This window comes from Citrobacter sp. Cpo040 (assembly GCF_030332915.1).
GTDB classification, from domain to species: Bacteria; Pseudomonadota; Gammaproteobacteria; order Enterobacterales; family Enterobacteriaceae; genus Citrobacter; species Citrobacter portucalensis.
Genome location: NZ_JAOWGX010000033.1, coordinates 60,891 through 86,468, shown reverse-complemented (window position 1 = coordinate 86,468; position 25,578 = coordinate 60,891). Strand labels below are relative to the sequence as shown.

Sequence of the window (25,578 nt, the reverse complement as noted above, 5' to 3'; positions counted from 1 at the left end):
GTTATTCGGTAATACGACGATAGACTGTCGGTGTAATTTCTGGCGCTTTATCGTCAAGGCTAATTGCCGCTTTGACCGCTTTCGCCGCTTCCTGCCAGCTGGCTTCGTCTTTGGCGTGGATCACCGCCAGCGGGCGCTGTCCGTCTACGCTGTCGCCCAGACGCGCCATGTCGCTAAAGCCAACGCTGTAATCAATGGTGTCCGAAGCCTGACGACGACCGCCGCCCATGGAAACGACCGCCATCCCCAGCGCACGGGTATCCATTGCGCTGACAAAGCCTTCGGTATCAGCATATACCGCTTTGCTGAGCATTGCCGTTGGCAGGTACTTCGCATAATTTTCGACAAAATCGGTCGGGCCTTTCTGCGCCGCAACCATGCGACCAAAAATCTCTGCTGCTTTGCCGTTATCCAGCACCGTCTGCAATTTCGCACGGGCTTCGGCGTCATCTTTCGCCAGATTGCCGGAGATCAGCATTTCCACGCACAGCGCCATGGTGACGTCTAACAGACGTGGATTGCGGTATTCACCAGTCAGGAACTGCACCGCTTCGCGAACTTCGACCGCGTTACCTGCGCTGGAGGCCAGCACCTGGTTCATATCGGTTAACAGCGCGGTGGTACGTACACCCGCACCGTTTGCCACACCGACAATCGCTTCAGCGAGAGCTTCAGAAAGCTCGTAGGTCGGCATAAAGGCGCCGCTGCCCACTTTCACATCCATCACCAGCGCATCCAGCCCTTCCGCCAGTTTTTTCGCCAGAATGGAACCAGTAATCAGCGGGATGGAATCCACCGTCGCGGTAATATCGCGGGTGGCATAAAAACGTTTATCCGCCGGTGCGAGCGAGCTGGTTTGCCCAATAATCGCCACACCCACGTCTTTAATAATTTCACGGAAACGCGCGTCGTCCGGGAAGATGTCAAATCCAGGAATCGCTTCCAGTTTATCGAGCGTACCGCCGGTATGCCCCAGGCCACGCCCGGAGATCATCGGAATATAGCCGCCGCACGCTGCGACCATCGGGCCTAACATCAGTGACGTTACGTCACCCACGCCGCCGGTAGAGTGTTTATCCACAATCGGGCCGTTCAGCTGCAGGCTTTTCCAGTCCAGCACGGTTCCTGAATCACGCATTGCCATGGTCAGCGAAACTCGCTCAGGCATTGTCATATCGTGGAAGAAAATGGTCATCGCCAGGGCGGCGATTTGCCCTTCAGAGATGGTGTTGTCGCGAATACCATTGATAAAGAAACGAATTTCTTCATCGCTCAGCGCATGACCATCACGTTTTTTACGAATAATTTCTTGTGCGAGAAACACGGTAACCCCCAGGGGAAAAGAGTAGAAGGCCGTTGTAGGCCGGGTAAGCAACGCGCCACCCGGCAGTCGTCTTAATGCCGGATGGCGGCTGCGCCTTATCCGGCCTACGTCGCTACAGCTCCGGCAATATAAGGCTTAGTAGCTGCTTGCGCTCTTGCCGTCGCCGTGACCCAGCGCTTTCAGCAAGCTCGCCAGCAGGCTGGATGCGCCAAAACGGTAGTGACGAGAATCAGCCCAGTCAGCGCCAAACAGTTCATCGGCAATCGCCAGGAACTGCTGTGCATCTTCTGCAGTGCGCACACCGCCAGCCGGTTTGAAACCTACAGTTTTAGAAACACCCATGTCGCGGATCACTTCCATCATGATGCGTGCGCTTTCCGGCGTCGCATTGACCGGCACTTTACCGGTAGAGGTTTTGATGAAATCAGCACCGGCTTTGATGGAGATTTCAGACGCTTTGCGAATCAGTGCTTCTTCTTTCAGCTCACCGGTTTCGATGATGACTTTCAGCAGCACGTTTGCCGCCGCACACGCGTCTTTACAGGCTTTAACCAGATCGAAACCAATCTGCTCGTTACCGGCGATCAGCGCACGGTACGGGAACACCACGTCAACTTCATCTGCGCCGTAAGCAATCGCCGCGCGGGTTTCAGCCAGCGCAATCTCGATGTCGTCGTTGCCATGCGGGAAGTTGGTTACGGTTGCAATGCGGATGTCCGGCGTGCCCTGCTCTTTCAGGGTCTTACGCGCAATAGGGATGAAACGCGGATAGATACAGATTGCGGCAGTGTTGCCAACCGGGGTCTTCGCCTGATGACACAGCGCGATCACTTTTTCATTGGTGTCGTCATCATTCAGGGTAGTCAGGTCCATCAGTTTCAGTGCACGCAGGCTGCTTGCTGTTAAATCGGTCATAACATTCTCCAACGGCATCGCCGTATAAAATTTCACCTTGCGAGTTTGTTAGTATTCTAACATCCGCTCGCTATTACACTTCGATATACATCACAGTTAATGAAAACCACATACAGATTTGCATTACTCTAATGAGATCTACTTCAAATAAATCACCTTTTCTAAAGGGATGCGGTGGCATCAGGCGCATCCGGATCAAAGGTTGCGGCGGCGTTGCTTTCTACAATGGCGTTACACCTTCGGGATAAAAAGGAATCAACGATGCCCACTTCAAGCGAACTCGCGCTGCAACAGCGTTGCCAACAAATCGTGACCAGCCCAGTGCTCAGCCCTGAGCAGAAACGCCACTTTCTGGCGCTGGAAGCTGAAAACGCGCTGCCTTACCCGCAACTGCCTGCACAGGCACGTCAGGCGCTGGATGATGGGGTAATCTGCGATATGTACGAAGGTCATGCCCCGTTCAAACCGCGCTATGTTTTACCCGATTACGCGCGTTTTCTGGCCAATGGCTCATCGTGGCTGGAGCTGGAAGGCGCCAGGGATCTTGATGACGCGTTATCCTTACTCACTATTCTTTACCACCATGTTCCGTCAGTGACGTCTATGCCGGTTTATCTCGGTCAGCTCGATGCCCTGCTGCAACCGTATGTTAGAATTCTAACACAAGACGAGATCGATATTCGAATAAAACGTTTCTGGCGTTATCTCGACAGAACCCTGCCAGACGCGTTTATGCATGCCAATATCGGCCCCGCCGATACACCAGTTACTCGTGCAATTTTACGCGCAGATGCAGAGTTAAAGCAGGTCTCGCCTAATCTGACATTCATTTATGACCCGCAAATCACACCTGACGATCTGCTGCTCAACGTGGCGCAAAATATCTGCGAGTGCAGTAAGCCGCATATTTCCAACGGCCCTGAAAATGATAAAATTTTCACAAAAGGTCAGTACGGTGTCGTCAGCTGCTACAACTCTTTGCCGCTCGCCGGGGGTGGAAGCACGCTGGTCAGGCTTAATCTGAAAGCCATCGCAGAGCGCAGCACCTCTGTCGATGACTTCTTTACGCGCACCCTACCGCACTACTGCCAGCAGCAAATCGCCATCATTGATTCACGATGTGAATTCCTCTATGAGAAATCACATTTCTTTGAGAATAGCTTCCTCGTGCAGGAAGGGTTGATTGATCCCGAACGTTTTGTGCCTATGTTCGGGATGTATGGTCTGGCGGAGGCGGTTAACCTGCTGTGCGATAAGTCGGGACAGAATGCGCGCTATGGGAAAGATGAGTTCGCCAATCAGCTCGGCTATCGTATTAGCGCCTACCTGGCGGAGTTTGTCGAAAACACCCCGGTGAAATATGGCTGGAAGCAGCGCGCGATGCTGCATGCACAGTCGGGCATCAGTTCTGACATCGGCACCACGCCAGGAGCACGCCTGCCTTACGGCGATGAGCCGGACCCGATCACCCATCTGCAAACCGTCGCGCCACATCACGCGTTTTATCACGCCGGGATCAGCGACATTCTCACTCTGGATGAAACCATCAAGCGTAATCCTCAGGCGCTGGTACAGTTGTGCCACGGGGCGTTTAAAGCCGGAATGCGCGAGTTTACCGCCAACGTGAGCGGCAACGATCTGGTTCGCGTTACGGGTTATATGGTGCGCCTGTCGGATCTGGAAAAGTATCGCGCCGAAGGGTCACGAACCAACACCACCTGGCTTGGCGAAGAAGCCGCGCGCAATACGCGCATTCTGGAACGACAACCTCGCGTGATTAGCCATGAACAGCAGATGCGCTTTAGTCAGTAGGCTGATTCCTTTCTCCTGCGTCGATGGACCGGGCAGTCGTCTGGCTCTGTTTCTGCAAGGATGTAATCTGCGCTGTAAAAATTGCCACAATCCGTGGACGATGGGACGCTGCAACGACTGCGGGGAGTGTGTGCTGCATTGCCCGCATGAGGCGCTGAACCTGAGCGCGGGGAAAGTGTGGTGGCAGTCCGATGTGTGTCAGCAGTGTGACACCTGCCTGCATATGTGCCCCCAGCAGGCCACGCCGATGGCGCAGAGTATGAGCGTTGATGAAGTGCTGCAACATATTCGTAAAGCGTCACTGTTTATCGAAGGGATAACCGTTAGTGGCGGTGAAGCGACTACCCAGCTCCCCTTTATTGTGGCGCTATTTACCGCGATAAAAACCGATCCGCAGTTGCAACACCTGACCTGCATGGTCGACAGCAACGGCATGCTGAGCGAAACCGGCTGGCAGAAGCTGCTGCCGGTGTGCGACGGCGTAATGCTGGATTTAAAAGCCTGGGACAGCACGTGTCATCGGCAGCTTACCGGCCGCGATAACACGCTGATTAAACAAAGTATTACCTTTTTTTCCGGGCAGAGAAAACTGGCGGAACTCCGCCTGCTGGTTATTCCTGGTCAGGAAGATTATCTACAGCATATCGATGCGCTGGCGACGTTTATCAAACGCACCGGTGACGTACCGGTACGGCTGAATGCCTTTCATGCGCACGGGGTGTATGGCGAAGCGAAGGACTGGCCGAGTGCCACGCCGAAGGATGTGGAACACCTGGCGCAAAGATTGCGCGAGCGCGGGGTGGATAATTTGATCTTCCCGGCGCTGTACCTGTGATTGCCGGATGCGGCTACATCATTTGCAGGCCGGAGAAAACACAGCAGCCATCCGACGAAGTTATGCCTGATGCGCTTCGCTTATCAGGCCTACGAAGCGCATACTTTTGTAGGCCGGATAAGGCACAGCCGCCATCCGGCAAAAATATGCCTGATGCGCTTCGCTTATCAGGCCTACGGAGCGCATACTTTTGTAGGCCGGATAAGGCGCAGCCGCCATCCGGCAAAAATATGCCTGATGCGCTTTGCTTATCAGGCCTACGAAGCACACACTTTTGTCGGCTGGGTACGCCATCCAATCACATGTTAAACAACGCCGTGGTATTACGATACAGCGCGTCAGCGATCACGTCCGCAGGTTCCGGGCGCAGTTCGCATAAGACGTCAAAGACTCTGACTACCTGCTCCGGGCGATTGGGCTGCCCCTGAAAGCCGTTGAGCGGCATATCCGGCGCGTCGGTTTCCAGCAACAGCGATTCCAGCGGCAGTTGCGCTATTACCTCGCGGGTTTTACTGGCGCGCGGATAGGTAATGGTGCCTCCCACGCCAATTTTGTATCCCAGTTGCACAAAGCGCTCTGCCTGCTGCACGCTCCCGGAAAAACCATGCACCACGCCAGTTCGTGGCAAAGTATGACGTTTCAGGTGCATCGCCAGCTTGTCATGGGTACGCCGCGAATGCAGGATCACCGGCAATTCATACCGCTTCGCCAGCTTTAGCTGCGCTTCCAGCACCCGCTCTTGCTTATCGAATTGCGGATCGTCCCGATACAGATCCAATCCAATCTCGCCTAGCGCCACCAGCTTTTGTGGGCGCTTATCCAGCTCCTGTTGCAACTGGTCCAGGCAGTCATCGCTATGTTGTTCGATAACAATGGGATGCAGACCAAGCGCGGCAAACAATGGAGGATAATTTTCCGCTAACGCCAGTACGCGGGGAAAATTCGCCGCCTGGGTGGCCGGAACGATAATGCTCTGTACACCAACCTCCACCGCGCGCTGAATGCTGGCAGATTCATCTCCGGTAAACGGCGGGAAATCAAAGTGACAATGCGTATCGATAAAACGATAACTCACGCCAAATCCTCATTATCAAACGTCGTGTCGTTCGCCTGAGGCGCATTGGTCACCACTGGCACATGGGCATCGTTGGCCACCGGCGCGGGAGGAACTACCACCGGCCCCGGCACCACAATCTTCGGCGTCTGACGAGGCAGCGGCGCATTTTTCGCCAGCAGCTTGCCGACTGTCGCCAGAAAGTAACGACCGCACAGGCGTCCGGTTTTGTAATCTTCCCGCAGCGCCGGAATACGGCTGCCCAACGCCATGCTATGGAGTGGTTTTGGCGGATAGATCTCAAAAATACGCAGCTTGCCCGGCGGCTTCTCAATAAAACTCTGGATAGCACGATAGCTGGTCTCATGATGCTGCACCAGATTCAGAAACGGTTGCAGGCTACTTTCACCCAACCAGCGCTCCATACGTTTGAACCACTGCGGGGTGTAGTACATTTGCGAAGGCACAGTGCGAATCACTACCAACGTTTTTGCCCCCTGCTTCGCTGCCTCCTGCACAGGTATGGCATCACTAACTCCTCCATCCAGATAGTTCACGCCGTCCAATACAACCCCTGTGCGGTAGAACCCGGGAATCGCGCTGGAGGCTCGAATGAGGTCGAGCCAGTTTTGCCGGTTCGGCGAAAAATAGCCGGGCGTGTAATCATCGCCCCGACAGGCGCACATATAAAACGCTTTCCCTGCGGCAAACAAACGCTCGGCGTTATCCATCGCCAGCGGCATCTGGGATGCGGTCGAATCCACGAGCCAGTCGAGATCGATTAAGTTTCCCCCGCGCACAAAGCGTACCGGGTCAAAAAACTCACGGCGGGTGGTGTAACGCATAATGACTTTACGGCCATAACCAGGCTGGTTACACAGATAGGCTGAAAGGTTTTGCGCACCGGCGGACGTCCCATAGTAGAGATCGAAGGGATTGAACTGCGCACGCATGAATTCATCCAGTACGCCGGCGGTGAAAATGCCTCTTTGTCCCCCGCCCTCGCACACCAGCGCCACACTGCCTGGTTGAAATGGACGTAACGATAACGGCGCAATATTACCGAGCGTGACGGGTATTCTCTGCCCCACCTCTGCCTTCCTGTTGTTTTGTAATAGAACAACAAAGTAACGCAAATTGCCTGACGCTAAAACCGTAAAAGCCAGTCCACTGGACTGGCTTGGTAGCAAGTTATCTTTACGGTTTACTTACTAGGGTCGTTTACGCCCTGTAAACAGGCTGACCAGAAACAGAATGATCCCCACCACGAAAACAATTTTCGCTGCGCCTGCAGCGGTACCAGCCAGTCCACCAAAACCCAGTGCGGCGGCAATTAACGCGATAACCAGAAATATGATGCCCCATCGAAACATGCGCTTCTCCTTTACCATAGTTAATGTCACCGCTTGTTATGAGCGCTCAGGCTGCTCATCGGCGATATTTTTAGTGTGGTGCACAACACGCCTCCCGACAAACGTCAGGAGGACGAATTAAGTCTAATTACTGAGTTTTGAGATCGTTTTTGACGCTTTTCACGCCATCAATCGCTTTGGCGATGCTCTCAGCACGATCGCTTTGAGCCTGTGAATCGACGGTGCCTGAAAGTTGCACTACGCCCTCGGTGGTCTCAACTTTCACCTTGCGGGAAGGGACGATATCATCGGCCAGCAGCTTGGCTTTTACCTCACTGGTGATTGCCGTATCGCCCGCATAGCCTTTAACGGAGGTGTCTTTACTATCACGCACATGCAGTTTGTCGCTAACGGAGGTCACGCCCTCAACGCCTTTCGCCACTTTCACCGCTTCTTCGGCCTGTGCCTGGCTTTCAACAAACCCGCTTAGTGTCACCACCTTTTGATCTGTTTTGACGGAAATATCGGTGCTCTTAATGCTTTCGTGGTCCACCAGCGCGGCTTTTACTTTCGCGGTGATGGTGCTGTCATCCATGAAATTACCGACTTTGTTCATAGAGCTATCGACTTTCTGCCCCGCACTTTCGACGCCGGATTGCGCTTTATCCATCGTGGCGTTTTCTGCATAAGCAGAACCCGTTGCAACAGCGGAGGTCAGCATCACGGCCAGCAGCGTTTTAGAAATCTTAAGTCCTGTCATTGTCATCGATGTATTCCTGTATGTTTTGCCAAACGCTATGCTCTGCCGTTAAACGGCTTGAGCCAGCAACTAATCTTGTAAGTGGAATAAATATCAGCAATAGACGCTGCAACAGGCAGCCTAAAAAGCATTAAACGCCGATATTTATGTCATCACATTGTTAAATATAGTTCACGATTTCGTGATCGCAGTCAGAATTGATTAAAAAACAGGCAAACAAAAGAAAAACGCGAGGTTTTAAGAACATTCCGCAAGGGATTTAAAAGACAGGAAAAGTTGCAGGACACGGCGGATACCGTGCCCTGGAAGGTCGATTAGTGTTCGCGTGTTTTACGGAACTGAACGTCCGGGTAACGTTCCTGGGTGAGATTCAGGTTAACCATGGTTGGTGCGATATAGGTGAGGTTATCGCCGCCATCCAGCGCCAGCTGAATTTCGTTCTTACGCTTAAATTCTTCGAATTTCTTCACGTCAGAACATTCTACCCAGCGCGCAGTCGCTACGTTGACAGATTCATAAATCGCTTCAACGTTGTACTCGCTCTTCAGACGTGAAACCACCACGTCAAACTGCAGCACACCGACAGCGCCCACGATCAAATCGTTATTGGCGATCGGACGGAATACCTGCACTGCGCCCTCTTCTGACAACTGAACCAGCCCTTTCAGCAGCTGTTTCTGCTTCAATGGATCCTTCAGGCGAATACGACGGAACAGCTCCGGTGCGAAGTTCGGAATACCGGTGAACTTCATCATTTCGCCCTGGGTAAAGGTATCGCCGATCTGGATAGTGCCGTGGTTATGCAGACCGAGAATATCGCCCGGATACGCTTCTTCCACATGAGAACGGTCACCGGCCATAAAGGTGAGTGCGTCGGAGATCACCACGTCTTTACCAATGCGCACCTGGCGCATTTTCATGCCTTTCTCATACTTGCCGGATACCACACGCATGAACGCCACGCGGTCACGGTGTTTCGGGTCCATGTTGGCCTGAATTTTAAACACGAAACCGGTGAACTTCTCTTCTGAGGCTTCGACGACGCGGGTGTCGGTTTTACGCGGCATCGGCGCAGGCGCCCACTCCACCAGGCCGTCCAGCATATGGTCAACGCCGAAGTTACCCAGCGCGGTACCGAAGAAGACCGGGGTGATTTCGCCCGCGAGGAACAGCTCATGGTCGAACTCGTTGGACGCGCCCTGCACCAGCTCCAGCTCGTCACGCAACTGCTGCGCCAGGTCTTCACCCACGGCAGCATCAAGTTCCGGGTTGTTCAGACCTTTAACAACACGCACTTCCTGAATGGTGTGGCCTTTACCGGTCTGATACAGGTAAGTTTCATCTTTATAAAGGTGATAGACACCTTTGAACAACTTACCGCAGCCAATCGGCCAGGTGATTGGCGCACAGCCGATTTTCAGTTCGTTCTCGACTTCATCCAGCAGCTCCATCGGATCGCGGATGTCACGGTCGAGTTTGTTCATAAAGGTCAGGATCGGCGTATCGCGCAGACGGGTAACTTCCATCAGCTTACGGGTACGATCTTCGACGCCTTTTGCAGCATCGATAACCATCAGGCAGCAGTCCACCGCCGTCAGAGTACGATAGGTATCTTCGGAGAAGTCTTCGTGCCCCGGGGTGTCCAGCAGGTTCACCAGGCAGTCATGATACGGAAACTGCATCACAGAGGTGGTAATGGAGATACCACGCTGCTTTTCCATTTCCATCCAGTCAGATTTTGCATGCTGGCTGGAGCCACGGCCTTTCACCGTACCGGCGGTCTGAATGGCCTGTCCGAATAACAGTACCTTTTCAGTAATTGTCGTTTTACCGGCATCCGGGTGAGAAATAATGGCAAAAGTGCGGCGTTTGGCCACCTCTTGCAAATAAGGAGACAACGTCATAGTCAAATCTTCTTAGGTAAGCACGGCAACGGGCCGGGCAAGTTGAATACGAAAAATTGCGGCTATTTTACCCATCAACGGGGGGGAGGCAATCAGTGTTTACACAGGAGCTGCTCCAGTTCGCTTAATGACGCTACGGTCCAGGTCGGCTGAATGCCCGCTGGCTGCTCGCGGTGGTGCGTATTTAGCCAGCAGGTGGATAGCCCGGCGTTAATGCCGCCAAGAATATCGGACTCTGCGGTGTCACCCACCATCAGCACGCGAGAACGGTCCGGATTACCCGCCTGCTCCAGCGCATGGTCAAAAATACGGGGGTCGGGTTTTGCCACCCCAACCTGCTCAGAAATCACCAGCAGGTCGAAATAGTCGCGCAGCCCCGTCCGCTCAAGGCGGATTTGCTGCAACGCGGTAAAACCGTTAGTAATGATGCCGATTTTCGTTTTATCACGAATCGCATTGAGCAGAGAAACTGCCCCCGGCAACGGTGAGCAGATCTCCGCCATCGCATTGATGAATGCGTCATTAAGCTGGCCCGGTTCAACCTTCAGGCGTTCGGCCCAGCTCTGAAAACGGGCATGCTGCAGTTGTAATGAGGTAATCGCGCCGTTTTGGTAATCCACCCACAGCGGTTTATTCACGGCCTGGTAGTCCTGAAAATCTTCAGCGGTAAAGGTAATGCTATAGTCGAGAAACATCCGCTGTAAGCCGGTAAACGAGTCAAACGTAAACAGCGTTTCGTCGGCATCAAAGAAAATCCAGTCCCACTTCTTCATCATTACACCTTATCTTACATGCTGATTGGCAACGCCATGATGATGGCGTCTTCGTGTCCATCGGCCGTTGGATAGTAGTTGCGACGGATCGTCGCCTCGTTAAAGCCTAAGCTTTCGTACAGCGCGATAGCGGCCGCATTCGAGGCGCGCACTTCAAGCCACAGGGTCAAAATACCACGCTTTTCCAGCTCATCGATCAGATGCTCCAGCAGCTCACGTCCCAGGCCCCGGCGCTGAAAGTCAGGATCGACGGCGATATTGAACAACGTCGCTTCATCCAGTACGACCTGCGTAATTGCAAAGGCGGCCATCACGTCGTCAACCCTCAACTGAAAATTGAGGTAGCGATCGCCCTGGTTGCTGGCAAATGTTTTTTCACTCCACGGAAAAGCGTGGGCGCGTTTTTCAATCTGAAATGCTGCGGGTAAATCAGTCGGCTCGAGGGAAGAAATCGTGTTCATATGCGCAGATTTGTTGCCATAACGCGGCGCGTGCCGCTGGGTTTTCCCGTAATTCATTAAACGCAGGACTCTCGACCTGAGCGCCCTCCAGCAGCAGCGGCTCTTCGGTTCCCAGCCGCCAGCTATTACAGCGACTGCCTTGCGGCAGCATGGCGACACGGTCAGGCGTCAGTTGTAAAACCTGATCCGGGCTAACGGTTAATGCGCGTAAAATATCGCTGATCAACGGTTCGGTTAGCGCGGGTAACTGTGCAGCAACCATCACCAAACGGACATGCGCAGGAATGGAAATCGCGATCTCGCCCTGCAGTGCGCCAGGACGACGCAACGACCACTGCGTAATGCCCAGTTGCTGTAACTGCCAGTCTCGTCGGGATGTCATAGCGAAACACTCCTGTCTATCAGGGGCGCAAATATAGCAAATTTGTCGAATCCGTGCCATCAAACAACTATAATCCCCCGCTGTACAATTTAAGGAGCATTCCATGTCTGCTTTTACCCCGGCAAGTGAAGTCTTGCTGCGCCACAGTGATGATTTCGAACAAAGCCGTATTCTGTTTGCCGGTGATTTGCAGGATGACCTGCCTGCCCATTTTGAAAGCGCCGCCAGCCGTGCGCACACCCAGCAACTTCACCACTGGCAGGTGCTTAACCGCCAGATGGGCGACAACGTCCGCTTCAGCCTCGTCGCGCAGGCCGATGACGTTGCCGATAGCGATACGCTGATCTACTACTGGCCGAAGAATAAGCCGGAAGCCCAGTTCCAGTTGATGAACATTCTGTCGCTGTTACCGGTGGGCACCGATATTTTTGTTGTCGGCGAGAATCGCAGCGGCGTACGTAGCGCAGAGCAGATGCTTGCCGAATACGCACCGTTAAACAAAGTCGACAGTGCACGTCGCTGTGGCCTGTACCACGGTCGTCTGGAAAAACAGCCGGTCTTTGATGCAGAAAAATACTGGGATGAATACCAGACAGAAAATCTGACCATCAAAACGCTGCCGGGCGTCTTCAGCCGTGACGGTCTGGATGTTGGCAGCCAACTGCTGCTCTCCACGCTGACGCCGCACACCAAAGGAAAAGTGCTGGATGTCGGCTGTGGCGCAGGCGTTCTCTCCGTCGCCTTAGCCAGCCACTCGCCGAAAGTGCGTTTAACCCTGTGCGATGTTAGCGCCGCCGCCGTTGAAGCCAGCCGCGCAACGCTTGCAGCCAACGGCATTGAAGGTGACGTCATCGCCAGTAACGTCTTTTCTGACGTGACGGGTCGTTTTGATATGATCATCTCCAACCCGCCGTTCCACGACGGTATGCAGACCAGCCTTGATGCCGCACAAACGCTGATTCGTGGCGCAGTGCGTCATCTCAACAGCGGTGGTGAACTGCGTATTGTGGCGAACGCCTTCCTGCCTTATCCGAAGGTTCTGGATGAAGTGTTTGGCTTCCATGAAGTTATCGCGCAGACCGGACGTTTCAAGGTCTATCGCACTGTGATGACGCGCCAGGCGAAAAAAGCCTAACTGCTCCAGGCCAGATAAGGCGTTTACGCCGCCATCCGGCGTGACACCGAGCAACGCCGGATGGCGCTATCGCTTATCCGGCCTGCATAAAACGCCAAAAACCGAAGAAACGCCTTTTTTTTCGGCAATCACGTTAAGTTCGAAAATTAACTGTTGACGCCCTGCATAAAATCTCTAGAATTCGCCCCCGTGGTAACGATACTTTTTGAGTGTCGATGGTATGCGAAGGTGGCGGAATTGGTAGACGCGCTAGCTTCAGGTGTTAGTGTCCTTTCGGACGTGGGGGTTCAAGTCCCCCCCCTCGCACCATAATCCACGTTGATATTGCTCGCACTGGGCGAAGGTGGCGGAATTGGTAGACGCGCTAGCTTCAGGTGTTAGTGTCCTTAGGATGTGGGGGTTCGAGTCCCCCCCCTCGCACCAACGAGGCGATATCAAAAAAATAAGATGACTGTGCGAAGGTGGCGGAATTGGTAGACGCGCTAGCTTCAGGTGTTAGTGTCCTTAGGATGTGGGGGTTCGAGTCCCCCCCCTCGCACCAATTATCTTATTTCCCTCTCGATTTCCTTCTCTGTTTTGTTCATCCCTGATTCCAGTTCATCATTACCAAAACAATGCCACCAATCAGTGCCGCGCATGAAGGTAACAAAACAAAGTGACGTAAACGTTTGTGGTACAGCATGAGCGAAGTCAGCAGTAATCCTAATACAATCATCACCTTCCATACGTAGACCGACAGGTCGCTATATGCCATCCCGGCAATCAGCATTCCCGGCAGCAGAACACCCCATCCACTGCCCAGCGTACGTTGCAACATGATTTCACCTATGACATTGATAATGATAACCAATATCATATGATAAAATTTCTCATTTGTCAGCCATGAAGCACTATCAATTATATGAGTTTTACTTAACGATTGATGACATGAATAATCCAAGGTGATAAATTGCTCACCGGTTAGCTCTTCAACTAAAAACAATAAAAACCTCTGCGAATGATACCCCGTTCGTTATTTGTTTTATTTACCAATACACCTTCGTACATTGCAGATAACTAACAATATTTACCTATGACAGTACAATCCTGGCGAACTCTGCGCACAAAAAAATACCAACTCTCTTTACGACTGTTTCTACTGCTCAACGCAGTCTCCGCGCTGTTTACGCTTTTTTTCCCACTGTTTGCGGTCAAAGCCTTATCAGTACCGGCGTTGCTGATGCTGGTGATGAGTACACTGCTGCTGGTATGGCATGGGAAATACGCGGATAAAAGAATTAATCTCCCTTTTATTTCAATCGTTTTTGGCTTGTTATGGGCGTTACATATATTCTTGAAATATAACGCTCTAGGTCAGAATGATTATTATTTCCTGTTAATAGCGCTGCTCAGCGTACTGTTTATTGGCTCTATCGCTTTTGCCAATAATATCATCGCGTTTACGCTCCACTCACTCCCCTCCGTCGCCGTTTGTTTATGGCTTAACGGCAGCGAACATGGTTTGCGGATTTTCTATTTTATGGCGCTGCCTATGGCCGGTATCGCCATCCAGCATGTGATACAAAAGCGCTACGATGGATTCGCTCAGCAACTGATGTACAAACTGCTGGAGGAAAGGGAAACCCTGAACGGGCTCAGCATGCTCGACCCGCTAACCGGTTTGTATAATCGCCGGGGGCTGCAACACCGGCTCGATACACTGTTGGCTCTGAGTAATTCGAGGCACTTCGTTCTGCTGCTGGATATCGACCATTTCAAATCCTATAACGATCATTACGGACATATGATGGGCGACCAGGCGTTGATCCGTGTTTCTGCCGCCATCCGAGACTCCGTACGCTCCCGGGACGTGGTGGCGCGTTTTGGCGGTGAAGAGTTTATGATTTTGCTGACCGCGGTCGATCCACAGCAGGCCCAGGCTGCCGCCGAACGTATCCGCCAGAAAGTGTACGACCTTAAAATCCCTCACATGTTTAATGAGAGCGTGGCAACCAACGTAACCGTCAGTATCGGCATTGCACCTCTGGTAGAACAGGATATTGATGCTGCTATCGCCAAAGCGGATAAAGCCCTTTACGAGGCCAAGAATCTTGGGCGTAACAATACCCTGGTCAGCGATGAGCTGCGGGTAAACTGCCCCTCTACCTGAGCTTTCTGTGCGCTGCCGCTCGGGATGGCGACAAAGATCTTGCCATCGCTCAATGTCAATTATAGGATTAGCAATCATTATCATTAAGATTAACATCCTTATATCGACATGGCTTATCGTTCCGCACCGATCGTTGAAGATGTCATCTGGCGTAGCCATCTCCCCTCAGAGATGCCCTCGCTGGCTGCTGCCGTACACGCAACGATAGCCAAAACTCGCGAGCACCTGCTGGACTTCATTCGTCTTGACGAAACGCCTGTGCCAGGTGCAATGACGCTGCATGAATGGATGCAACCGGCGACGCTTAGCTCGCTGCTGGCCGTTTATTCAGACCATATCTATCGCAACCAGCCCACGCTACCCCGCGAAAATAAGCCCCTGATTTCTCTTTGGGCGCAATGGTATATCGGCCTGATGATGCCTCCGTTAATGGTGGCCCTACTGACGCAAAAAGAGGCTATCGACGTCTCTCCTGAACATATGCGCGTAGAGTTTCACGAAACAGGCCGTGCGGCCTGCTTCTGGATCGACGTCCATCAGGATCACCAGGCTACAGCCCTGTCTCCTCAACAACGCATGGAAACGCTGATTCTCTCAGCGCTGACGCCGGTTGTGCAGGCGCTGGAAGCGACGGGCGAGATCAACGCGAAGCTTATCTGGAGCAACACCGGATATTTAATTCACTGGTATTTAACGGAAATGAAGCCGTTGCTAGGTGAGGAACTGCTGACCACGCTGCGCCAGACCTGCTTTTTTGAGAAACAACTCTCCTGCGGTCAGGATAACCCTCTGTGGCGAACCGTTGTTCCGCGTGAGGGGCTGTTAGTACGCAGAACCTGCTGCCAACGCTATCGCCTGCCTGACGTTCAGCAATGCGGAGACTGCACGCTGAAGTAAGCGAGGAGCCGTAGCCCCTCGCCAGATAGTTATGCAACCTGCTGGTTTTCCTCTTCCATACGCTGCGCCTCTTCTTTTTCCTGCGCCAATAGCTGCTTTTCGTAGACCTTAAAGAACGGGAAGTAGATAACGGCCGACACCAGCGCCAACAGCACCACCAGGATAGCTGCACGATAATCCCAGCCTAATGCCCATGCCGCGCCAACCGGTGCCGGTGCGGTCCAGGGAACCACTGAAATGACCCGCCCAATTAAATCCAGTTTCATCGCCGCCCAGGCCAGTACCGCATTCACCATTGGGGCCAGCAGGAAAGGGATAAAAAACACCGGGTTCATGACAATCGGCGTACCAAAAATCACCGGTTCGTTAATATTAAAAATGCTGGGGACTACGCTCAGACGCCCAATCGAGCGTAGATGAGCCGAACGACTACGCAGATAGCAAATCACCAACCCCATCGTTGCGCCTGACCCTCCGACCACAATAAAGAACGTCCAGAACGCTTCCATAAAGATATGCGGTAACGGCGCGCCCTGCGCCAGCGCCGACTGGTTCATCCCAAGATTAGTTAGCCAGAACATTTGCAGCATTCCCGACACAATTGCCGCGCCGTGAATACCCGCAAACCACAATAGATGGCCAATCAATACCGCCAGAAGTATCGCCGGCAGAGAATCTGCAGCCGACACCAGTGGTTTAAAGATGGCCATAATGGCCTGCGGGATCAGCATGTCAAACTGCGACTGTATCACCAGACTCAGCGGGTACAGCGTCAGTACTACCACCAGCACCGGGATCAGCAGATCGAAAGAGTTTTTGATCATCGGCGGCACCTGATCGGGTAAACGGATGCCGATGTTGTGCGCCTTCAGGAAGCGCATCATTTCAACACAGTAAATGGCCACCAGGATGGCGGTGAAAATCCCCGTTCCTCCCAGACTATCAACTGGCATTGTGCCTTTGGTTTTTGGCGCGGCAATCAGCAAAAAAGCCATGATTGATAGCATCGCACACATAAACGGATCTAACTGATGCGACTTCACATAGTGCTTACCCAGGTTATAAGCAATAGCCGCACATATGTAGACCGACATAATCCCCATCGTCATATCAAACGGTGTGAGGATTTGGCCTTCAAACTGTTTTGCCAGATCCAGCCACGCGCGGGCGAATCCCCAGGTGGTATCCGGAGAAAACGGCGGATAGGCAAAAACCAGCAGAAAAGAGCCTACAATCATAAAAGGCATCGCCGAAATAAAACCGTCGCGAATGGCCATTACATGTCGTTGTGAAGAGATGCGCCCGGCAACAGGGCTGACGTAATTTTCAACAAAGCGGAAAATCACGTTAAACACAGCATGGTTAGTAGACATAGCCGTTCTCCCGTTGTGCAAAACCCTGCAACCGTGCTGGAATCAACACCACCACGTAAAGCCCATTACTACTTTTCGCAACCGTGCCGGGAGGAACAACAGCACTACCGCTTTTCGAGTTAAGTTTCATAGATGGCTCTTATTATGTGATACAGAGGAAGTGACAACTTCAGTATTAATCGTCATTTCAGCATTCTGCAACCGGTTACTGTAACCGGTTTCTTTGATTGTGAAGACGATCGAAAAACTGCCAATGTTGCTATGTTGTTACAATAAAATATTTACAGTGTGGTTGCCCCTATGACAAATTACATCCTGCAGTTTTCTGCTGTGCAGGGCTATCTGTAAGCGATAGGGAGAGAAGAATGAGTTTGCAATCAGTACGCCAATTCCTGGCGCAACATGCACCAGATATCGAGATCATCGAATTAAACCAGAGCACAGCAACCGTTGATCTGGCAGCAAAAGCCCATAACGTTGAACCTGGCCAAATAGCGAAAACACTTTCGCTAAAGGTGAAGAACGATATCATCCTGGTCGTGGCAAAAGGCGATGCCCGACTGGATAATAAAAAGCTAAAGAGTACGTTCGGTGCCAAAGCCCGAATGTTAAGTAGTGATGAGGTCGTGAACGCGACGGGGCACCCCGTTGGCGGCGTTTGCCCCTTCGGATTAGAAACACCGATATCAGTGTACTGTGATGTTTCTCTGAAGCACTACGCTGAAGTGCTGCCTGCCGCAGGTGCCATCCACAGCGCAGTTCGCATCACGCCTGAAAGGATGGCTGAACTGACTTCTGCCACCTGGGTTGACGTGTGTCAGTAATGTTTCACGCGCTAAACCTGCGACCAAACCCGGCAAGAAACACGTCAATGTTGCCCGTCACGAAACCGCCTGCATAAAAGGCGCTGGCTCGCCAGCACGCAGATACAACAGGATGTCAGCGGCATCCAATAACCCGGCATCCGAGCTGACCCCCAGTTTGGACATCACATTAAATTTGTGTGCCCGAATGGTTTTGATGTTCCGTTCAAGCTGAACAGCAATCTGTGGCATCGAATAGCCATTCGACATAAAGCGCAGTATTTCTCGTTCTGTCGGACTGAGCATACGGCTTTGATTAATATACCAATGGTTTTTCGTGCCTTCGGTTCCCCGACCAGGGCTGCTTAACGCCGTAAATAACGCGTCCTGCAACACCGTTAACGAAGAAGCTTTACTCACAACGCCATCTAACGGCAAGGGGGACAGGGAACCAATTAAACGCGCTTCAGCATCATCATCGGCAATCACCACACGGCGAATCCGCGGATAATTTATCGCCAGCTCCGTTAAATAGGCCAACCCTGCCCTACGATCGGTTCTGATTGCAGAGAGGGAAAAAATAACTGCCGAAAACGACATCTTTAACATTGCCTGGCTAAAAGCGGGCTGGTTTGAAAAGAGATGAAGTTTATATTGGTCATCCGGCATGGTATTAAATAAACTCTTAATACCCACGCTGCTCATCGTGCACTTTTCTACCAGTGCAACGTTTCTTTTGATGATTCTGCTTTCCATTCCGTGGTTTCTCCATAAACTGAAGGTAAATTAAGTTCTCGCGATCCTTGAGAACTATTTATCCAGGCATACATTTCTGCATTGCTATTTATCGACAAGCGACGCATAGCGCTATTCTTTTGGGCGCTGATTGTTTTATTGCTTTTCTTCAGTAGCGTCGCAATCTGGTTGATTCCCCAGCCTTTCCCAAGGAGGCGCAATACTTTCCTTTCAGAGAGAGTGAGAACGATAGATCGTACGCTATGATCTAACAATTGTGGCATAGCGGGCGGAGAGAGCAGCGCCTTGCTTATTCTCTCTGCGCGTGTATTTCCCGCGTGAATGACATTCACTAAACTTTCAATCGGCTCTGCGTCAGAGAGCAGCGAACTGACAGGACACATCAGTAGTTCAACAGCCAGAGGATAAAAAATACGAGATACGAGAAATACCCAGTGAATATCACGATATTGAGATAATAAAGAATAATATTGTTCGCAGACTGAACGAGGATAATTGCAGTCTCCGGTTAAATCAGCAATCACCAAATCAGCACACCGTAGCTGTAATAACGTCAGTTCTTCAACAGAACGACAGTAGGTAAGTTCGTAATCGGCGAACTGCGCCTGCATTACACCTTTAAGTCCGGTTTGTATAATCGGTGATTTACTAATAATAATTGCGTTTTTGCAGCGTCCTGGCAACATATCCCCTCCACACTCACCAGTCCGTAATCGTACTTAATTCAAATTTCCCAATAAAATTAATAGCTATTAATTCACGGGAAAATACTCCGAACAATAAACGGGGTGAATTGCTTATCCTTGGTATTTTCTAAAATAAAAGTATTGGTACTACAATCCAAATAATGCAAAACTGGCAAGCTATTATTACATAATTGCGCATGAATACATTATTTGTACAATTAAAATAACTACAATAGATCGTTAGCATGGCTTACGTATTTGCCATACGGGAAAATAACGCTACATTTCAAACATGTCTCCCCCTCGTACCTTAACTAGCGGGGGAGTTAAGATGCCATAACTGTATCATCTGCGTCTTTTTTCGACATAAAGATTGATCTTAGCCAGAGCCAGCGTGCTCATGCTTCATGATAAAAAGAAGATATTCGTCACTCAAAGAGATCCTTTTCAGTCAGAGCGAGCCATGCAAACAGAGCAGTCGTCACAGCGAACGGTTACACGGTTATGTATTCAATGCGGACTTTTTTTACTTCAGCATGGGGCAGAAAGCGCTCTGGTTGACGAGTTATCCACCCGCCTCGGGCTGGCACTTGGCATGGATAGCGTAGAAAGCGCCATCTCCTCTAACGCTATCGTCCTGACCACCATTAAAGACGGGCAATGCCTGACATCAACGAGAAAAAATCAGGATCGCGGCATTAATATGCACGTCGTGACGGAAGTGCAGCACATTGTCATTTTGGCGGAACATAAACTGCTGGATATTAAAGGAGTAGAGAAACGCTTTAGCCAGATTAAGCCGCTACGCTATCCAAGATGGTTGGTCGCCTTTATGGTCGGTTTGTCCTGCGCCTGCTTTTGTAAACTCAATAACGGCGGATGGGATGGTGCGGTGATCACCTTTTTCGCCAGCATGGTGGCGATGTATATCCGCCAGATTCTGGCGTCTCGGCATTTGCACCCACAAATCAATTTTTGCATCACCGCCTTTGTGGCGACCACCATTTCAGGTTTGCTGCTGACGTTGCCGACCTTTAGCAATACTCCAACTATCGCGATGGCCGCCAGCGTGCTGTTGCTGGTTCCGGGCTTTCCGTTGATCAACTCCGTCGCGGATATGTTTAAGGGACACATTAATACCGGGCTCGCTCGCTGGGCAATTGCCAGTCTGCTTACGTTGGCGACCTGTATTGGCGTGATCGTATCGATGACCTTATGGGGGCTGCGCGGATGGGCGTGATCGATTTCATACTGGCGCTGATGCAGGACATGATCCTGTCGGCGATCCCGGCGCTTGGCTTTGCCATGGTATTCAATGTCCCTCATCGGGCGCTCCCCTGGTGTGCATTACTCGGCGCACTCGGTCACGGCTCACGAATGGTGATGATGACCGCAGGGTTTAATATTGAATGGTCAACCTTTATGGCGTCGCTGCTGGTCGGCTGCATTGGGATCCAGTGGTCGCGTTGGTATCTGGCGCATCCGAAAGTCTTTACCGTTGCGGCAGTGATCCCGATGTTCCCTGGGATCTCCGCCTACACCGCCATGATCTCGGCGGTAAAAATCGGTCATTTTGGCTACAGCGAAGCGCTGATGATCACCCTGCTGACCAATTTCCTGAAAGCCTCATCGATTGTCGGCGCGCTCTCCATCGGGCTATCCGTGCCAGGATTATGGCTGTATCGCAAACGCCCACGCGTTTGACGGTGCACTTTCTTTAATACCTTGCAGAGAGGGGAATCTCCCCCTCACCTGCTGCTCTCCTTCTTCTCTGTGTTACTATAAAAGCAGTCCCCTTCTCGGTTGTTGTTCAGTATTGAGAAACATTATGCCCTGCAAAATTTTGACGCCGGACGTCACGAGCATTGACGCCTTACTACACGATCACCACGCCGTGCTGGCCAGGTCTGCGGGTGGCGCCGTAGCCGTATTCGCTAACAATGCGCCAGCTTTTTACGCGGTGACGCCTGCGAGACTGGCTGAGCTGTTGGCGCTTGAGGAGAAACTGTCACGCCCGGGAAGCGATGTGACATTAGATGATCAATTTTATGAAGAGCCGCAAGCCGCTCCCGTTGCCGTACCAATGGGGAAATTTGCGATGTACGCTGCCTGGCAGCCTGATGCCGACTTTCAGCGTCAGGCTGCTTTATGGGGTGTAGCGTTGAGAGAGCCGGTTACTGCTGAAGAGCTGGCCTCATTTGTTGCCTACTGGCAGGCTGAAGGAAAAGTCTTTCACCATATTCAGTGGCAGCAAAAACTGGCGCGCAGCATTCAGATTGGACGGGCCAGCAATGGCGGAATGCCAAAGCGCGATGTGAACAGCGTCAGTGAACCTGACAGCCACATTCCACCGGGTTTTAGAGGATAACGATGAAAAACGTTGGCGACCTGATGAAACGTCTGCAAAAAATGATGCCACCTAATGTCGAGCCCGCATTTAAAACGGGCGAAGAACTGCTGGCATGGCAAAAAGAGCAAGGTGAAATTCGTGCCGCAGCGCTGGCCCGCGAAAACCGGGCTATGAAAATGCAGCGCACATTCAACCGTTCCGGTATCCGTCCGCTGCATCAGAACTGTTCGTTCGAAAACTATCGGGTAGAGTGCGAAGGTCAGATGAACGCCCTGAGCAAAGCCCGCCAGTATGTTGAAGAGTTTGACGGCAACATCGCCAGCTTTATCTTCTCCGGCAAACCCGGCACCGGCAAAAACCATTTAGCCGCCGCCATCTGCAACGAACTGCTACTGCGCGGCAAGTCGGTATTGATCATTACCGTGGCCGATATCATGTCGGCGATGAAAGAAACGTTCAGTAATCGTGAAACCAGCGAAGAACAGCTGCTCAACGATCTGAGCAATGTGGATCTGCTGGTGATCGACGAGATCGGCATGCAGACCGAATCCCGCTATGAAAAAGTGATCATTAATCAGATCGTCGATCGCCGTTCATCCTCAAAACGTCCGACCGGCATGTTAACTAACAGCAATATGGATGAAATGAACAAGCTGCTGGGTGAGCGCGTGATGGATCGTATGCGCCTTGGCAACAGTCTGTGGGTCATTTTTAACTGGGAAAGCTACCGTAGTCGGGTAACCGGGAAAGAGTATTAAGGTATTAGGACCACTCCTAAGACTGCCAGCGCTATACTGCGCTGAAAAGGCATAACACGAGTTGCATATAATGATGAAAACTACCAAACGTCTGCTGTGCTGTGCGCTTGCCGCCAGCACGCTCATCTCCACCAGCGTTTTCGCCGCCTCCTGGCAGGATTCGCTCTCCAGCGCGGCCAGTGAGCTGAGCAAACAAAGCTCCGGCTCGCAAAGCAGCTCGTCGCTCTCTTCCCTGACCAGCCTGCTGAATGGCAGCAATCAGTCGTTGACCTCCAGCAGCATGAATAACGCCGCCGGGATCCTGGAATATTGCGCTAAACAGAAACTGGCCTCGGTCACCGACGCGCAAAACGTCAAAAACCAGGTGCTGGATAAACTGGGACTCAGCGCGCCTGAGCAGAAGCAAGACACCAACTATATGGACGGGATTCAGGGGCTGCTCAACGCCAAAGATGGTCAACAGCTGGACCTGAACACAATTGGCAACAGCTCGCTGGCGAAGCAGGTAAAAACCAAGGCCTGCGATCTGGTGTTAAAACAGGGCATGAACTTCATTTCCTGACGCACGACATGCCGCGTATAACCTGCGCGGCATCTATTTATTTTCGACAATACATTCACATTCCAAATAAACAGTCTTTCCCCACAAAAACGCGCATATCTAAACCAATTCTGAATAACAACGTAATTTAATGTCACTACAATTGCAGCAATGTAACAACGCTATTACATTGTTCTCTCACCAAATGATTAGCCTGCCAGGCAATTGCCCGGTTTACTGAGGATCGACCGTTGTCAGAATTAATCTCCATCACTCTGTTTCTCGCTTCAGTGCTGATTTATGCCTGGAAAGCGGGTCGCAACACCTGGTGGTTTGCCGCCACGTTAACGGTGCTGGGGATTTTTATTGTCTTGAATATCACGCTTTATGCCAGTGACTATTTCACCGGCGACGGGATCAATGACGCGGTTCTCTATACGCTGACCAACAGCCTGACCGGCGCGGGTATCGGCAAATATATTCTGCCGGGCGTTGGGATCGCGCTGGCGCTGACGACCGTTTTTGTCGCTCTCGGCTGGATCCTACGCCGCCGTCGCCATCATCCACATCATGTGGGTTACAGTCTGCTGGCCCTGCTGCTGGCGCTGGCCTCCGTTGACGCCAGCCCGGCATTTCATCAGATAACCGAACTGGTGAAGTCGCAGTCACGCGATGGCGATCCGGATTTCCCGACGTATTATAAAGAGCCATCGAAAACCATTCCCAATCCGAAGCTGAACCTGGTGTATATCTACGGTGAGAGCCTCGAACGCACCTATTTTAATAACGACGCATTCCCGGATCTGACCCCGGAACTCGGCGCGTTGAAAAACGAAGGTCTGGATTTCAGCAACACCATGCAGCTGCCGGGTACGGATTACACCATCGCGGGCATGGTCGCCTCCCAGTGCGGAATTCCGCTGTTTGCGCCGTTTGAAGGCAACGCCTCTGCGTCGGTTTCAAGTTTCTTCCCTAACAATATTTGTCTGGGCGATATCCTGAAAAACTCCGGCTATCAGAACTACTTTGTGCAGGGTGCCAACCTGCGCTTTGCTGGCAAAGACGTGTTCCTGAAATCTCACGGCTTTGACCATCTGTATGGTGCGGAAGAGTTAAAAAGCGTGGTGGCGGACCCGACCTATCGTAACGACTGGGGCTTCTACGACGATACCGTGCTGGACGAAGCGTGGAAAAAATTCGAAGAGCTTTCGCGCTCGGGCCAGCGTTTTTCACTGTTTACCCTGACCGTGGATACCCATCATCCGGATGGATTTATCTCCCGTAGCTGCAACCGTAAACGTTATGACATCGACGGGAAGGCCAACCAATCGTTCAGCGCGGTCAGCTGCAGCCAGGAAAACATTGCCGAATTTATCAATAAAATCAAAGCATCGCCGTGGTTTAAAGATACCGTTATCGTGGTGTCTTCCGATCATCTGGCGATGAACAACACCGCATGGAAGTATCTGAACAAGCAGGACCGCAACAACCTGTTCTTCGTACTGCGCGGCGATCAACCGCAACAGGACACGCTGGCGGTAAAGCGTAACACGATGGATAACGGCGCAACGGTACTGGATATTCTCGGCGGCGATAACTTTATCGGCCTTGGCCGCAGCAGCTTGTCGAGCGAATCCGTCTCGGAAGTGTTCCTGAACATCAAAGAAAAAATGCTGGCGTGGAAGCCCGATATCATTCGCCTGTGGAATTTCCCGAAAGAGATGAAAGAGTTCACCGTCGACCAGGACAAAAATATGATCTCTTTCTCCGGCAGTCATTTCCGCCTGCCGCTGCTGCTGCGAGTATCGGACAAACGCGTCGAGCCGCTGCCGGAAAGCGAATACTCGGCCCCGCTGCGCTTCCAACTGGCAGATTTCGCCCCACGCGATAACTTCGTCTGGGTCGATCGCTGCTACAAAATGGCGCAACTGTGGGCGCCGGAGCTGGCACTCTCTACCGATTGGTGCGTATCACAGGGGCAGCTGGGCGGACAGCAAATCGTACAGCACGTCGATAAAGCCAAGTGGAAAAGTAAAACCGTATTTAAAGACACGGTAATCGACATGGAGCGCTATAAAGGTAACGTCGATACGCTGAAAATTGTCGATAACGACATTCGCTACAAAGCAGATAGCTTCGTTTTCAACGTGGCGGGCGCGCCGGAAGAGGTCAAACAGTTTAGCGGCATTTCACGCCCCGAATCCTGGGGACGCTGGTCCAATGCGCAGCTCAGCGAAGAAGTAACTATTGAGTACAAAGCCCCGCTACCGAAGAAATTCGATCTGGTCATTACCGCGAAAGCCTTCGGTGACAATGCCAATCGTCCGATCCCCGTGCGCGTTGGCAACGAGGAGCAGACGCTGGTGTTAGGCCATGATGTCAGCACCACCACCTTACATTTTGATAACCCGGCGGATGCCGATACGCTGGTAATTGTTCCACCCGATCCGGTCGCCACCAACGAGGGCAATATTCTCGGTCACTCACCGCGTAAGCTGGGGATCGGGATGGTTGAAATCAAAGTAGTGGCTCAGGGTTCGTAACATGAAAGGCCTGAT

Annotated in this window: 27 protein-coding genes and 3 tRNA genes; 16 read left to right on the top strand and 14 right to left on the bottom strand. The window is 51.9% G+C overall.

What is annotated here, in order from left to right; all coding sequences use genetic code 11:
- Position 1: 1 nt before the first annotated feature.
- Together deoA and deoC are read right to left on the bottom strand one after the other, a co-directional pair.
- Positions 2-1,324 (bottom strand): thymidine phosphorylase, encoded by a 1,323-nt coding sequence (deoA, locus tag OGX86_RS03480; protein ID WP_003845626.1) that lies wholly within the window; start codon positions 1,322-1,324, stop codon positions 2-4.
- A gap of 135 nt (positions 1,325-1,459) precedes the next feature.
- Positions 1,460-2,239, bottom strand: a complete 780-nt coding sequence (gene deoC, locus OGX86_RS03475) for a deoxyribose-phosphate aldolase (RefSeq protein ID WP_003019042.1) — start codon at positions 2,237-2,239, stop codon at positions 1,460-1,462.
- Between the two features lie 261 nt (positions 2,240-2,500).
- On the opposite strand from deoC, the gene OGX86_RS03470 reads away from it, so the two are divergent.
- From OGX86_RS03470 to OGX86_RS03460, 3 genes are all read left to right on the top strand, one after another.
- On the top strand, positions 2,501-4,051 hold the full coding sequence (locus OGX86_RS03470) for a YjjI family glycine radical enzyme (protein WP_128316509.1): 1,551 nt from the start codon (positions 2,501-2,503) through the stop codon (positions 4,049-4,051).
- Positions 4,023-4,886: a YjjW family glycine radical enzyme activase gene (locus OGX86_RS03465; RefSeq protein WP_286639317.1), complete on the top strand. Its 864-nt coding sequence runs from the start codon at positions 4,023-4,025 to the stop codon at positions 4,884-4,886. The genes OGX86_RS03470 and OGX86_RS03465 overlap by 29 nt, the downstream gene beginning before the upstream one ends.
- A 69-nt stretch (positions 4,887-4,955) precedes the next feature.
- Positions 4,956-5,195, top strand: coding sequence for a hypothetical protein (locus OGX86_RS03460; protein ID WP_128316510.1), 240 nt, complete (start codon positions 4,956-4,958; stop codon positions 5,193-5,195).
- Here the strand turns inward: OGX86_RS03460 and OGX86_RS03455 are convergent.
- The 8 genes from OGX86_RS03455 to holD form a co-directional block, all read right to left on the bottom strand.
- Entirely contained in the window at positions 5,185-5,961 is a 777-nt protein-coding gene (locus OGX86_RS03455; RefSeq protein ID WP_048214992.1) for a metal-dependent hydrolase, read from the bottom strand. The two genes, OGX86_RS03460 and OGX86_RS03455, sit on opposite strands and share 11 nt — an antisense overlap.
- Positions 5,958-7,031 (bottom strand): patatin-like phospholipase family protein, encoded by a 1,074-nt coding sequence (locus tag OGX86_RS03450; protein ID WP_048214993.1) that lies wholly within the window; start codon positions 7,029-7,031, stop codon positions 5,958-5,960. The genes OGX86_RS03455 and OGX86_RS03450 overlap by 4 nt, the downstream gene beginning before the upstream one ends.
- Positions 7,032-7,151: 120 nt before the next feature.
- Positions 7,152-7,313 (bottom strand): DUF1328 domain-containing protein, encoded by a 162-nt coding sequence (locus tag OGX86_RS03445; protein WP_003019081.1) that lies wholly within the window; start codon positions 7,311-7,313, stop codon positions 7,152-7,154.
- 127 nt (positions 7,314-7,440) lie between these two features.
- Positions 7,441-8,058, bottom strand: a complete 618-nt coding sequence (osmY, locus tag OGX86_RS03440) for a molecular chaperone OsmY (RefSeq protein ID WP_032942312.1) — start codon at positions 8,056-8,058, stop codon at positions 7,441-7,443.
- Between the two features lie 308 nt (positions 8,059-8,366).
- Positions 8,367-9,956, bottom strand: a complete 1,590-nt coding sequence (gene prfC, locus OGX86_RS03435) for a peptide chain release factor 3 (RefSeq protein ID WP_003829982.1) — start codon at positions 9,954-9,956, stop codon at positions 8,367-8,369.
- 92 nt (positions 9,957-10,048) lie between these two features.
- Positions 10,049-10,729, bottom strand: coding sequence for a pyrimidine 5'-nucleotidase (gene yjjG, locus OGX86_RS03430; RefSeq protein ID WP_008786125.1), 681 nt, complete (start codon positions 10,727-10,729; stop codon positions 10,049-10,051).
- A 14-nt stretch (positions 10,730-10,743) separates the two neighbouring features.
- Positions 10,744-11,190, bottom strand: a complete 447-nt coding sequence (rimI, locus tag OGX86_RS03425; protein WP_003829985.1) for a ribosomal protein S18-alanine N-acetyltransferase — start codon at positions 11,188-11,190, stop codon at positions 10,744-10,746.
- Complete coding sequence (holD, locus tag OGX86_RS03420; RefSeq protein WP_003829988.1) at positions 11,159-11,572, bottom strand: DNA polymerase III subunit psi; 414 nt, start codon at positions 11,570-11,572, stop codon at positions 11,159-11,161. The genes rimI and holD overlap by 32 nt, the downstream gene beginning before the upstream one ends.
- Positions 11,573-11,675: 103 nt before the next feature.
- Here holD and rsmC point away from each other — a divergent pair, with 103 nt between their 5' ends.
- The 4 genes from rsmC to OGX86_RS03400 all read left to right on the top strand — a co-directional run bounded on the left by rsmC (position 11,676) and on the right by OGX86_RS03400 (position 13,248).
- On the top strand, positions 11,676-12,707 hold the full coding sequence (rsmC, locus tag OGX86_RS03415; protein ID WP_008786123.1) for a 16S rRNA (guanine(1207)-N(2))-methyltransferase RsmC: 1,032 nt from the start codon (positions 11,676-11,678) through the stop codon (positions 12,705-12,707).
- A 222-nt stretch (positions 12,708-12,929) separates the two neighbouring features.
- Positions 12,930-13,016, top strand: a tRNA-Leu gene (locus tag OGX86_RS03410).
- Positions 13,017-13,044: 28 nt separating this feature from the next.
- Positions 13,045-13,130 (top strand) — tRNA-Leu (locus OGX86_RS03405).
- A gap of 32 nt (positions 13,131-13,162) precedes the next feature.
- A tRNA-Leu gene (locus tag OGX86_RS03400) sits at positions 13,163-13,248 on the top strand.
- Positions 13,249-13,287: 39 nt separating this feature from the next.
- On the opposite strand, the gene OGX86_RS03395 is transcribed toward OGX86_RS03400, so the two are convergent.
- Positions 13,288-13,524, bottom strand: coding sequence for a DUF1435 domain-containing protein (locus tag OGX86_RS03395; RefSeq protein WP_003019100.1), 237 nt, complete (start codon positions 13,522-13,524; stop codon positions 13,288-13,290).
- A gap of 255 nt (positions 13,525-13,779) precedes the next feature.
- On the opposite strand from OGX86_RS03395, the gene OGX86_RS03390 reads away from it, so the two are divergent.
- The gene (locus tag OGX86_RS03390; RefSeq protein WP_003829994.1) at positions 13,780-14,856 is read left to right on the top strand and encodes a GGDEF domain-containing protein; all 1,077 of its coding nucleotides are present in this window, start codon (positions 13,780-13,782) and stop codon (positions 14,854-14,856) included.
- A 108-nt stretch (positions 14,857-14,964) separates the two neighbouring features.
- The gene (gene fhuF, locus OGX86_RS03385) at positions 14,965-15,753 is read left to right on the top strand and encodes a siderophore-iron reductase FhuF (protein ID WP_128316512.1); all 789 of its coding nucleotides are present in this window, start codon (positions 14,965-14,967) and stop codon (positions 15,751-15,753) included.
- 29 nt (positions 15,754-15,782) lie between these two features.
- Here fhuF and OGX86_RS03380 read toward each other — a convergent pair whose 3' ends face one another.
- Positions 15,783-17,126: a PTS cellobiose transporter subunit IIC gene (locus OGX86_RS03380; protein ID WP_003829998.1), complete on the bottom strand. Its 1,344-nt coding sequence runs from the start codon at positions 17,124-17,126 to the stop codon at positions 15,783-15,785.
- A gap of 365 nt (positions 17,127-17,491) precedes the next feature.
- On the opposite strand from OGX86_RS03380, the gene OGX86_RS03375 reads away from it, so the two are divergent.
- Complete coding sequence (locus tag OGX86_RS03375; RefSeq protein WP_003830001.1) at positions 17,492-17,950, top strand: YbaK/EbsC family protein; 459 nt, start codon at positions 17,492-17,494, stop codon at positions 17,948-17,950.
- 57 nt (positions 17,951-18,007) lie between these two features.
- On the opposite strand, the gene bglJ is transcribed toward OGX86_RS03375, so the two are convergent.
- A complete protein-coding gene (bglJ, locus tag OGX86_RS03370) occupies positions 18,008-18,685 on the bottom strand; it encodes a DNA-binding transcriptional activator BglJ (protein WP_048214999.1) in 678 nt (225 codons plus the stop codon).
- Positions 18,646-19,371: a helix-turn-helix transcriptional regulator gene (locus OGX86_RS03365; RefSeq protein WP_048227137.1), complete on the bottom strand. Its 726-nt coding sequence runs from the start codon at positions 19,369-19,371 to the stop codon at positions 18,646-18,648. Before OGX86_RS03365 ends, bglJ begins: the two co-directional genes overlap by 40 nt.
- Before the next feature lie 463 nt (positions 19,372-19,834).
- On the opposite strand from OGX86_RS03365, the gene OGX86_RS03360 reads away from it, so the two are divergent.
- The 6 genes from OGX86_RS03360 to opgB all read left to right on the top strand — a co-directional run bounded on the left by OGX86_RS03360 (position 19,835) and on the right by opgB (position 25,563).
- Positions 19,835-20,611, top strand: coding sequence for a threonine/serine exporter family protein (locus OGX86_RS03360; protein WP_048227138.1), 777 nt, complete (start codon positions 19,835-19,837; stop codon positions 20,609-20,611).
- Positions 20,602-21,075 carry a threonine/serine exporter gene (locus tag OGX86_RS03355; RefSeq protein ID WP_048212787.1) on the top strand — a complete coding sequence of 158 codons (474 nt, stop codon included), beginning with the start codon at positions 20,602-20,604 and terminating at the stop codon, positions 21,073-21,075. The genes OGX86_RS03360 and OGX86_RS03355 overlap by 10 nt, the downstream gene beginning before the upstream one ends.
- A 124-nt stretch (positions 21,076-21,199) precedes the next feature.
- On the top strand, positions 21,200-21,739 hold the full coding sequence (gene dnaT, locus OGX86_RS03350) for a primosomal protein DnaT (protein WP_003830011.1): 540 nt from the start codon (positions 21,200-21,202) through the stop codon (positions 21,737-21,739).
- Between the two features lie 2 nt (positions 21,740-21,741).
- The gene (gene dnaC, locus OGX86_RS03345) at positions 21,742-22,479 is read left to right on the top strand and encodes a replicative helicase loader DnaC (protein WP_003019133.1); all 738 of its coding nucleotides are present in this window, start codon (positions 21,742-21,744) and stop codon (positions 22,477-22,479) included.
- A 70-nt stretch (positions 22,480-22,549) separates the two neighbouring features.
- Positions 22,550-23,041, top strand: coding sequence for a YjjA family protein (locus OGX86_RS03340; RefSeq protein ID WP_008786115.1), 492 nt, complete (start codon positions 22,550-22,552; stop codon positions 23,039-23,041).
- Between the two features lie 230 nt (positions 23,042-23,271).
- Positions 23,272-25,563 (top strand): phosphatidylglycerol--membrane-oligosaccharide glycerophosphotransferase, encoded by a 2,292-nt coding sequence (gene opgB, locus OGX86_RS03335; RefSeq protein ID WP_008786114.1) that lies wholly within the window; start codon positions 23,272-23,274, stop codon positions 25,561-25,563.
- The last annotated feature ends 15 nt before the right edge of the window (positions 25,564-25,578 follow it).

Bases quoted from the DNA above. Each gene is read 5' to 3' on its own strand.
- deoC (WP_003019042.1), bottom strand. From the start codon at position 2,239: ATGACCGATTTAACAGCAAGCAGCCTGCGTGCACTGAAACTGATGGAC.
- OGX86_RS03470 (WP_128316509.1), top strand. From the start codon at position 2,501: ATGCCCACTTCAAGCGAACTCGCGCTGCAACAGCGTTGCCAACAAATC.
- OGX86_RS03465 (WP_286639317.1), top strand. From the start codon at position 4,023: ATGAACAGCAGATGCGCTTTAGTCAGTAGGCTGATTCCTTTCTCCTGC.
- OGX86_RS03460 (WP_128316510.1), top strand. From the start codon at position 4,956: ATGCGCTTCGCTTATCAGGCCTACGAAGCGCATACTTTTGTAGGCCGG.
- OGX86_RS03445 (WP_003019081.1), bottom strand. From the start codon at position 7,313: ATGTTTCGATGGGGCATCATATTTCTGGTTATCGCGTTAATTGCCGCC.
- osmY (WP_032942312.1), bottom strand. From the start codon at position 8,058: ATGACAATGACAGGACTTAAGATTTCTAAAACGCTGCTGGCCGTGATG.
- prfC (WP_003829982.1), bottom strand. From the start codon at position 9,956: ATGACGTTGTCTCCTTATTTGCAAGAGGTGGCCAAACGCCGCACTTTT.
- yjjG (WP_008786125.1), bottom strand. From the start codon at position 10,729: ATGAAGAAGTGGGACTGGATTTTCTTTGATGCCGACGAAACGCTGTTT.
- rimI (WP_003829985.1), bottom strand. From the start codon at position 11,190: ATGAACACGATTTCTTCCCTCGAGCCGACTGATTTACCCGCAGCATTT.
- holD (WP_003829988.1), bottom strand. From the start codon at position 11,572: ATGACATCCCGACGAGACTGGCAGTTACAGCAACTGGGCATTACGCAG.
- rsmC (WP_008786123.1), top strand. From the start codon at position 11,676: ATGTCTGCTTTTACCCCGGCAAGTGAAGTCTTGCTGCGCCACAGTGAT.
- OGX86_RS03395 (WP_003019100.1), bottom strand. From the start codon at position 13,524: ATGTTGCAACGTACGCTGGGCAGTGGATGGGGTGTTCTGCTGCCGGGA.
- OGX86_RS03390 (WP_003829994.1), top strand. From the start codon at position 13,780: ATGACAGTACAATCCTGGCGAACTCTGCGCACAAAAAAATACCAACTC.
- fhuF (WP_128316512.1), top strand. From the start codon at position 14,965: ATGGCTTATCGTTCCGCACCGATCGTTGAAGATGTCATCTGGCGTAGC.
- OGX86_RS03380 (WP_003829998.1), bottom strand. From the start codon at position 17,126: ATGTCTACTAACCATGCTGTGTTTAACGTGATTTTCCGCTTTGTTGAA.
- OGX86_RS03375 (WP_003830001.1), top strand. From the start codon at position 17,492: ATGAGTTTGCAATCAGTACGCCAATTCCTGGCGCAACATGCACCAGAT.
- bglJ (WP_048214999.1), bottom strand. From the start codon at position 18,685: ATGGAAAGCAGAATCATCAAAAGAAACGTTGCACTGGTAGAAAAGTGC.
- OGX86_RS03365 (WP_048227137.1), bottom strand. From the start codon at position 19,371: ATGTTGCCAGGACGCTGCAAAAACGCAATTATTATTAGTAAATCACCG.
- OGX86_RS03360 (WP_048227138.1), top strand. From the start codon at position 19,835: ATGCAAACAGAGCAGTCGTCACAGCGAACGGTTACACGGTTATGTATT.
- OGX86_RS03355 (WP_048212787.1), top strand. From the start codon at position 20,602: ATGGGCGTGATCGATTTCATACTGGCGCTGATGCAGGACATGATCCTG.
- dnaT (WP_003830011.1), top strand. From the start codon at position 21,200: ATGCCCTGCAAAATTTTGACGCCGGACGTCACGAGCATTGACGCCTTA.
- dnaC (WP_003019133.1), top strand. From the start codon at position 21,742: ATGAAAAACGTTGGCGACCTGATGAAACGTCTGCAAAAAATGATGCCA.
- OGX86_RS03340 (WP_008786115.1), top strand. From the start codon at position 22,550: ATGATGAAAACTACCAAACGTCTGCTGTGCTGTGCGCTTGCCGCCAGC.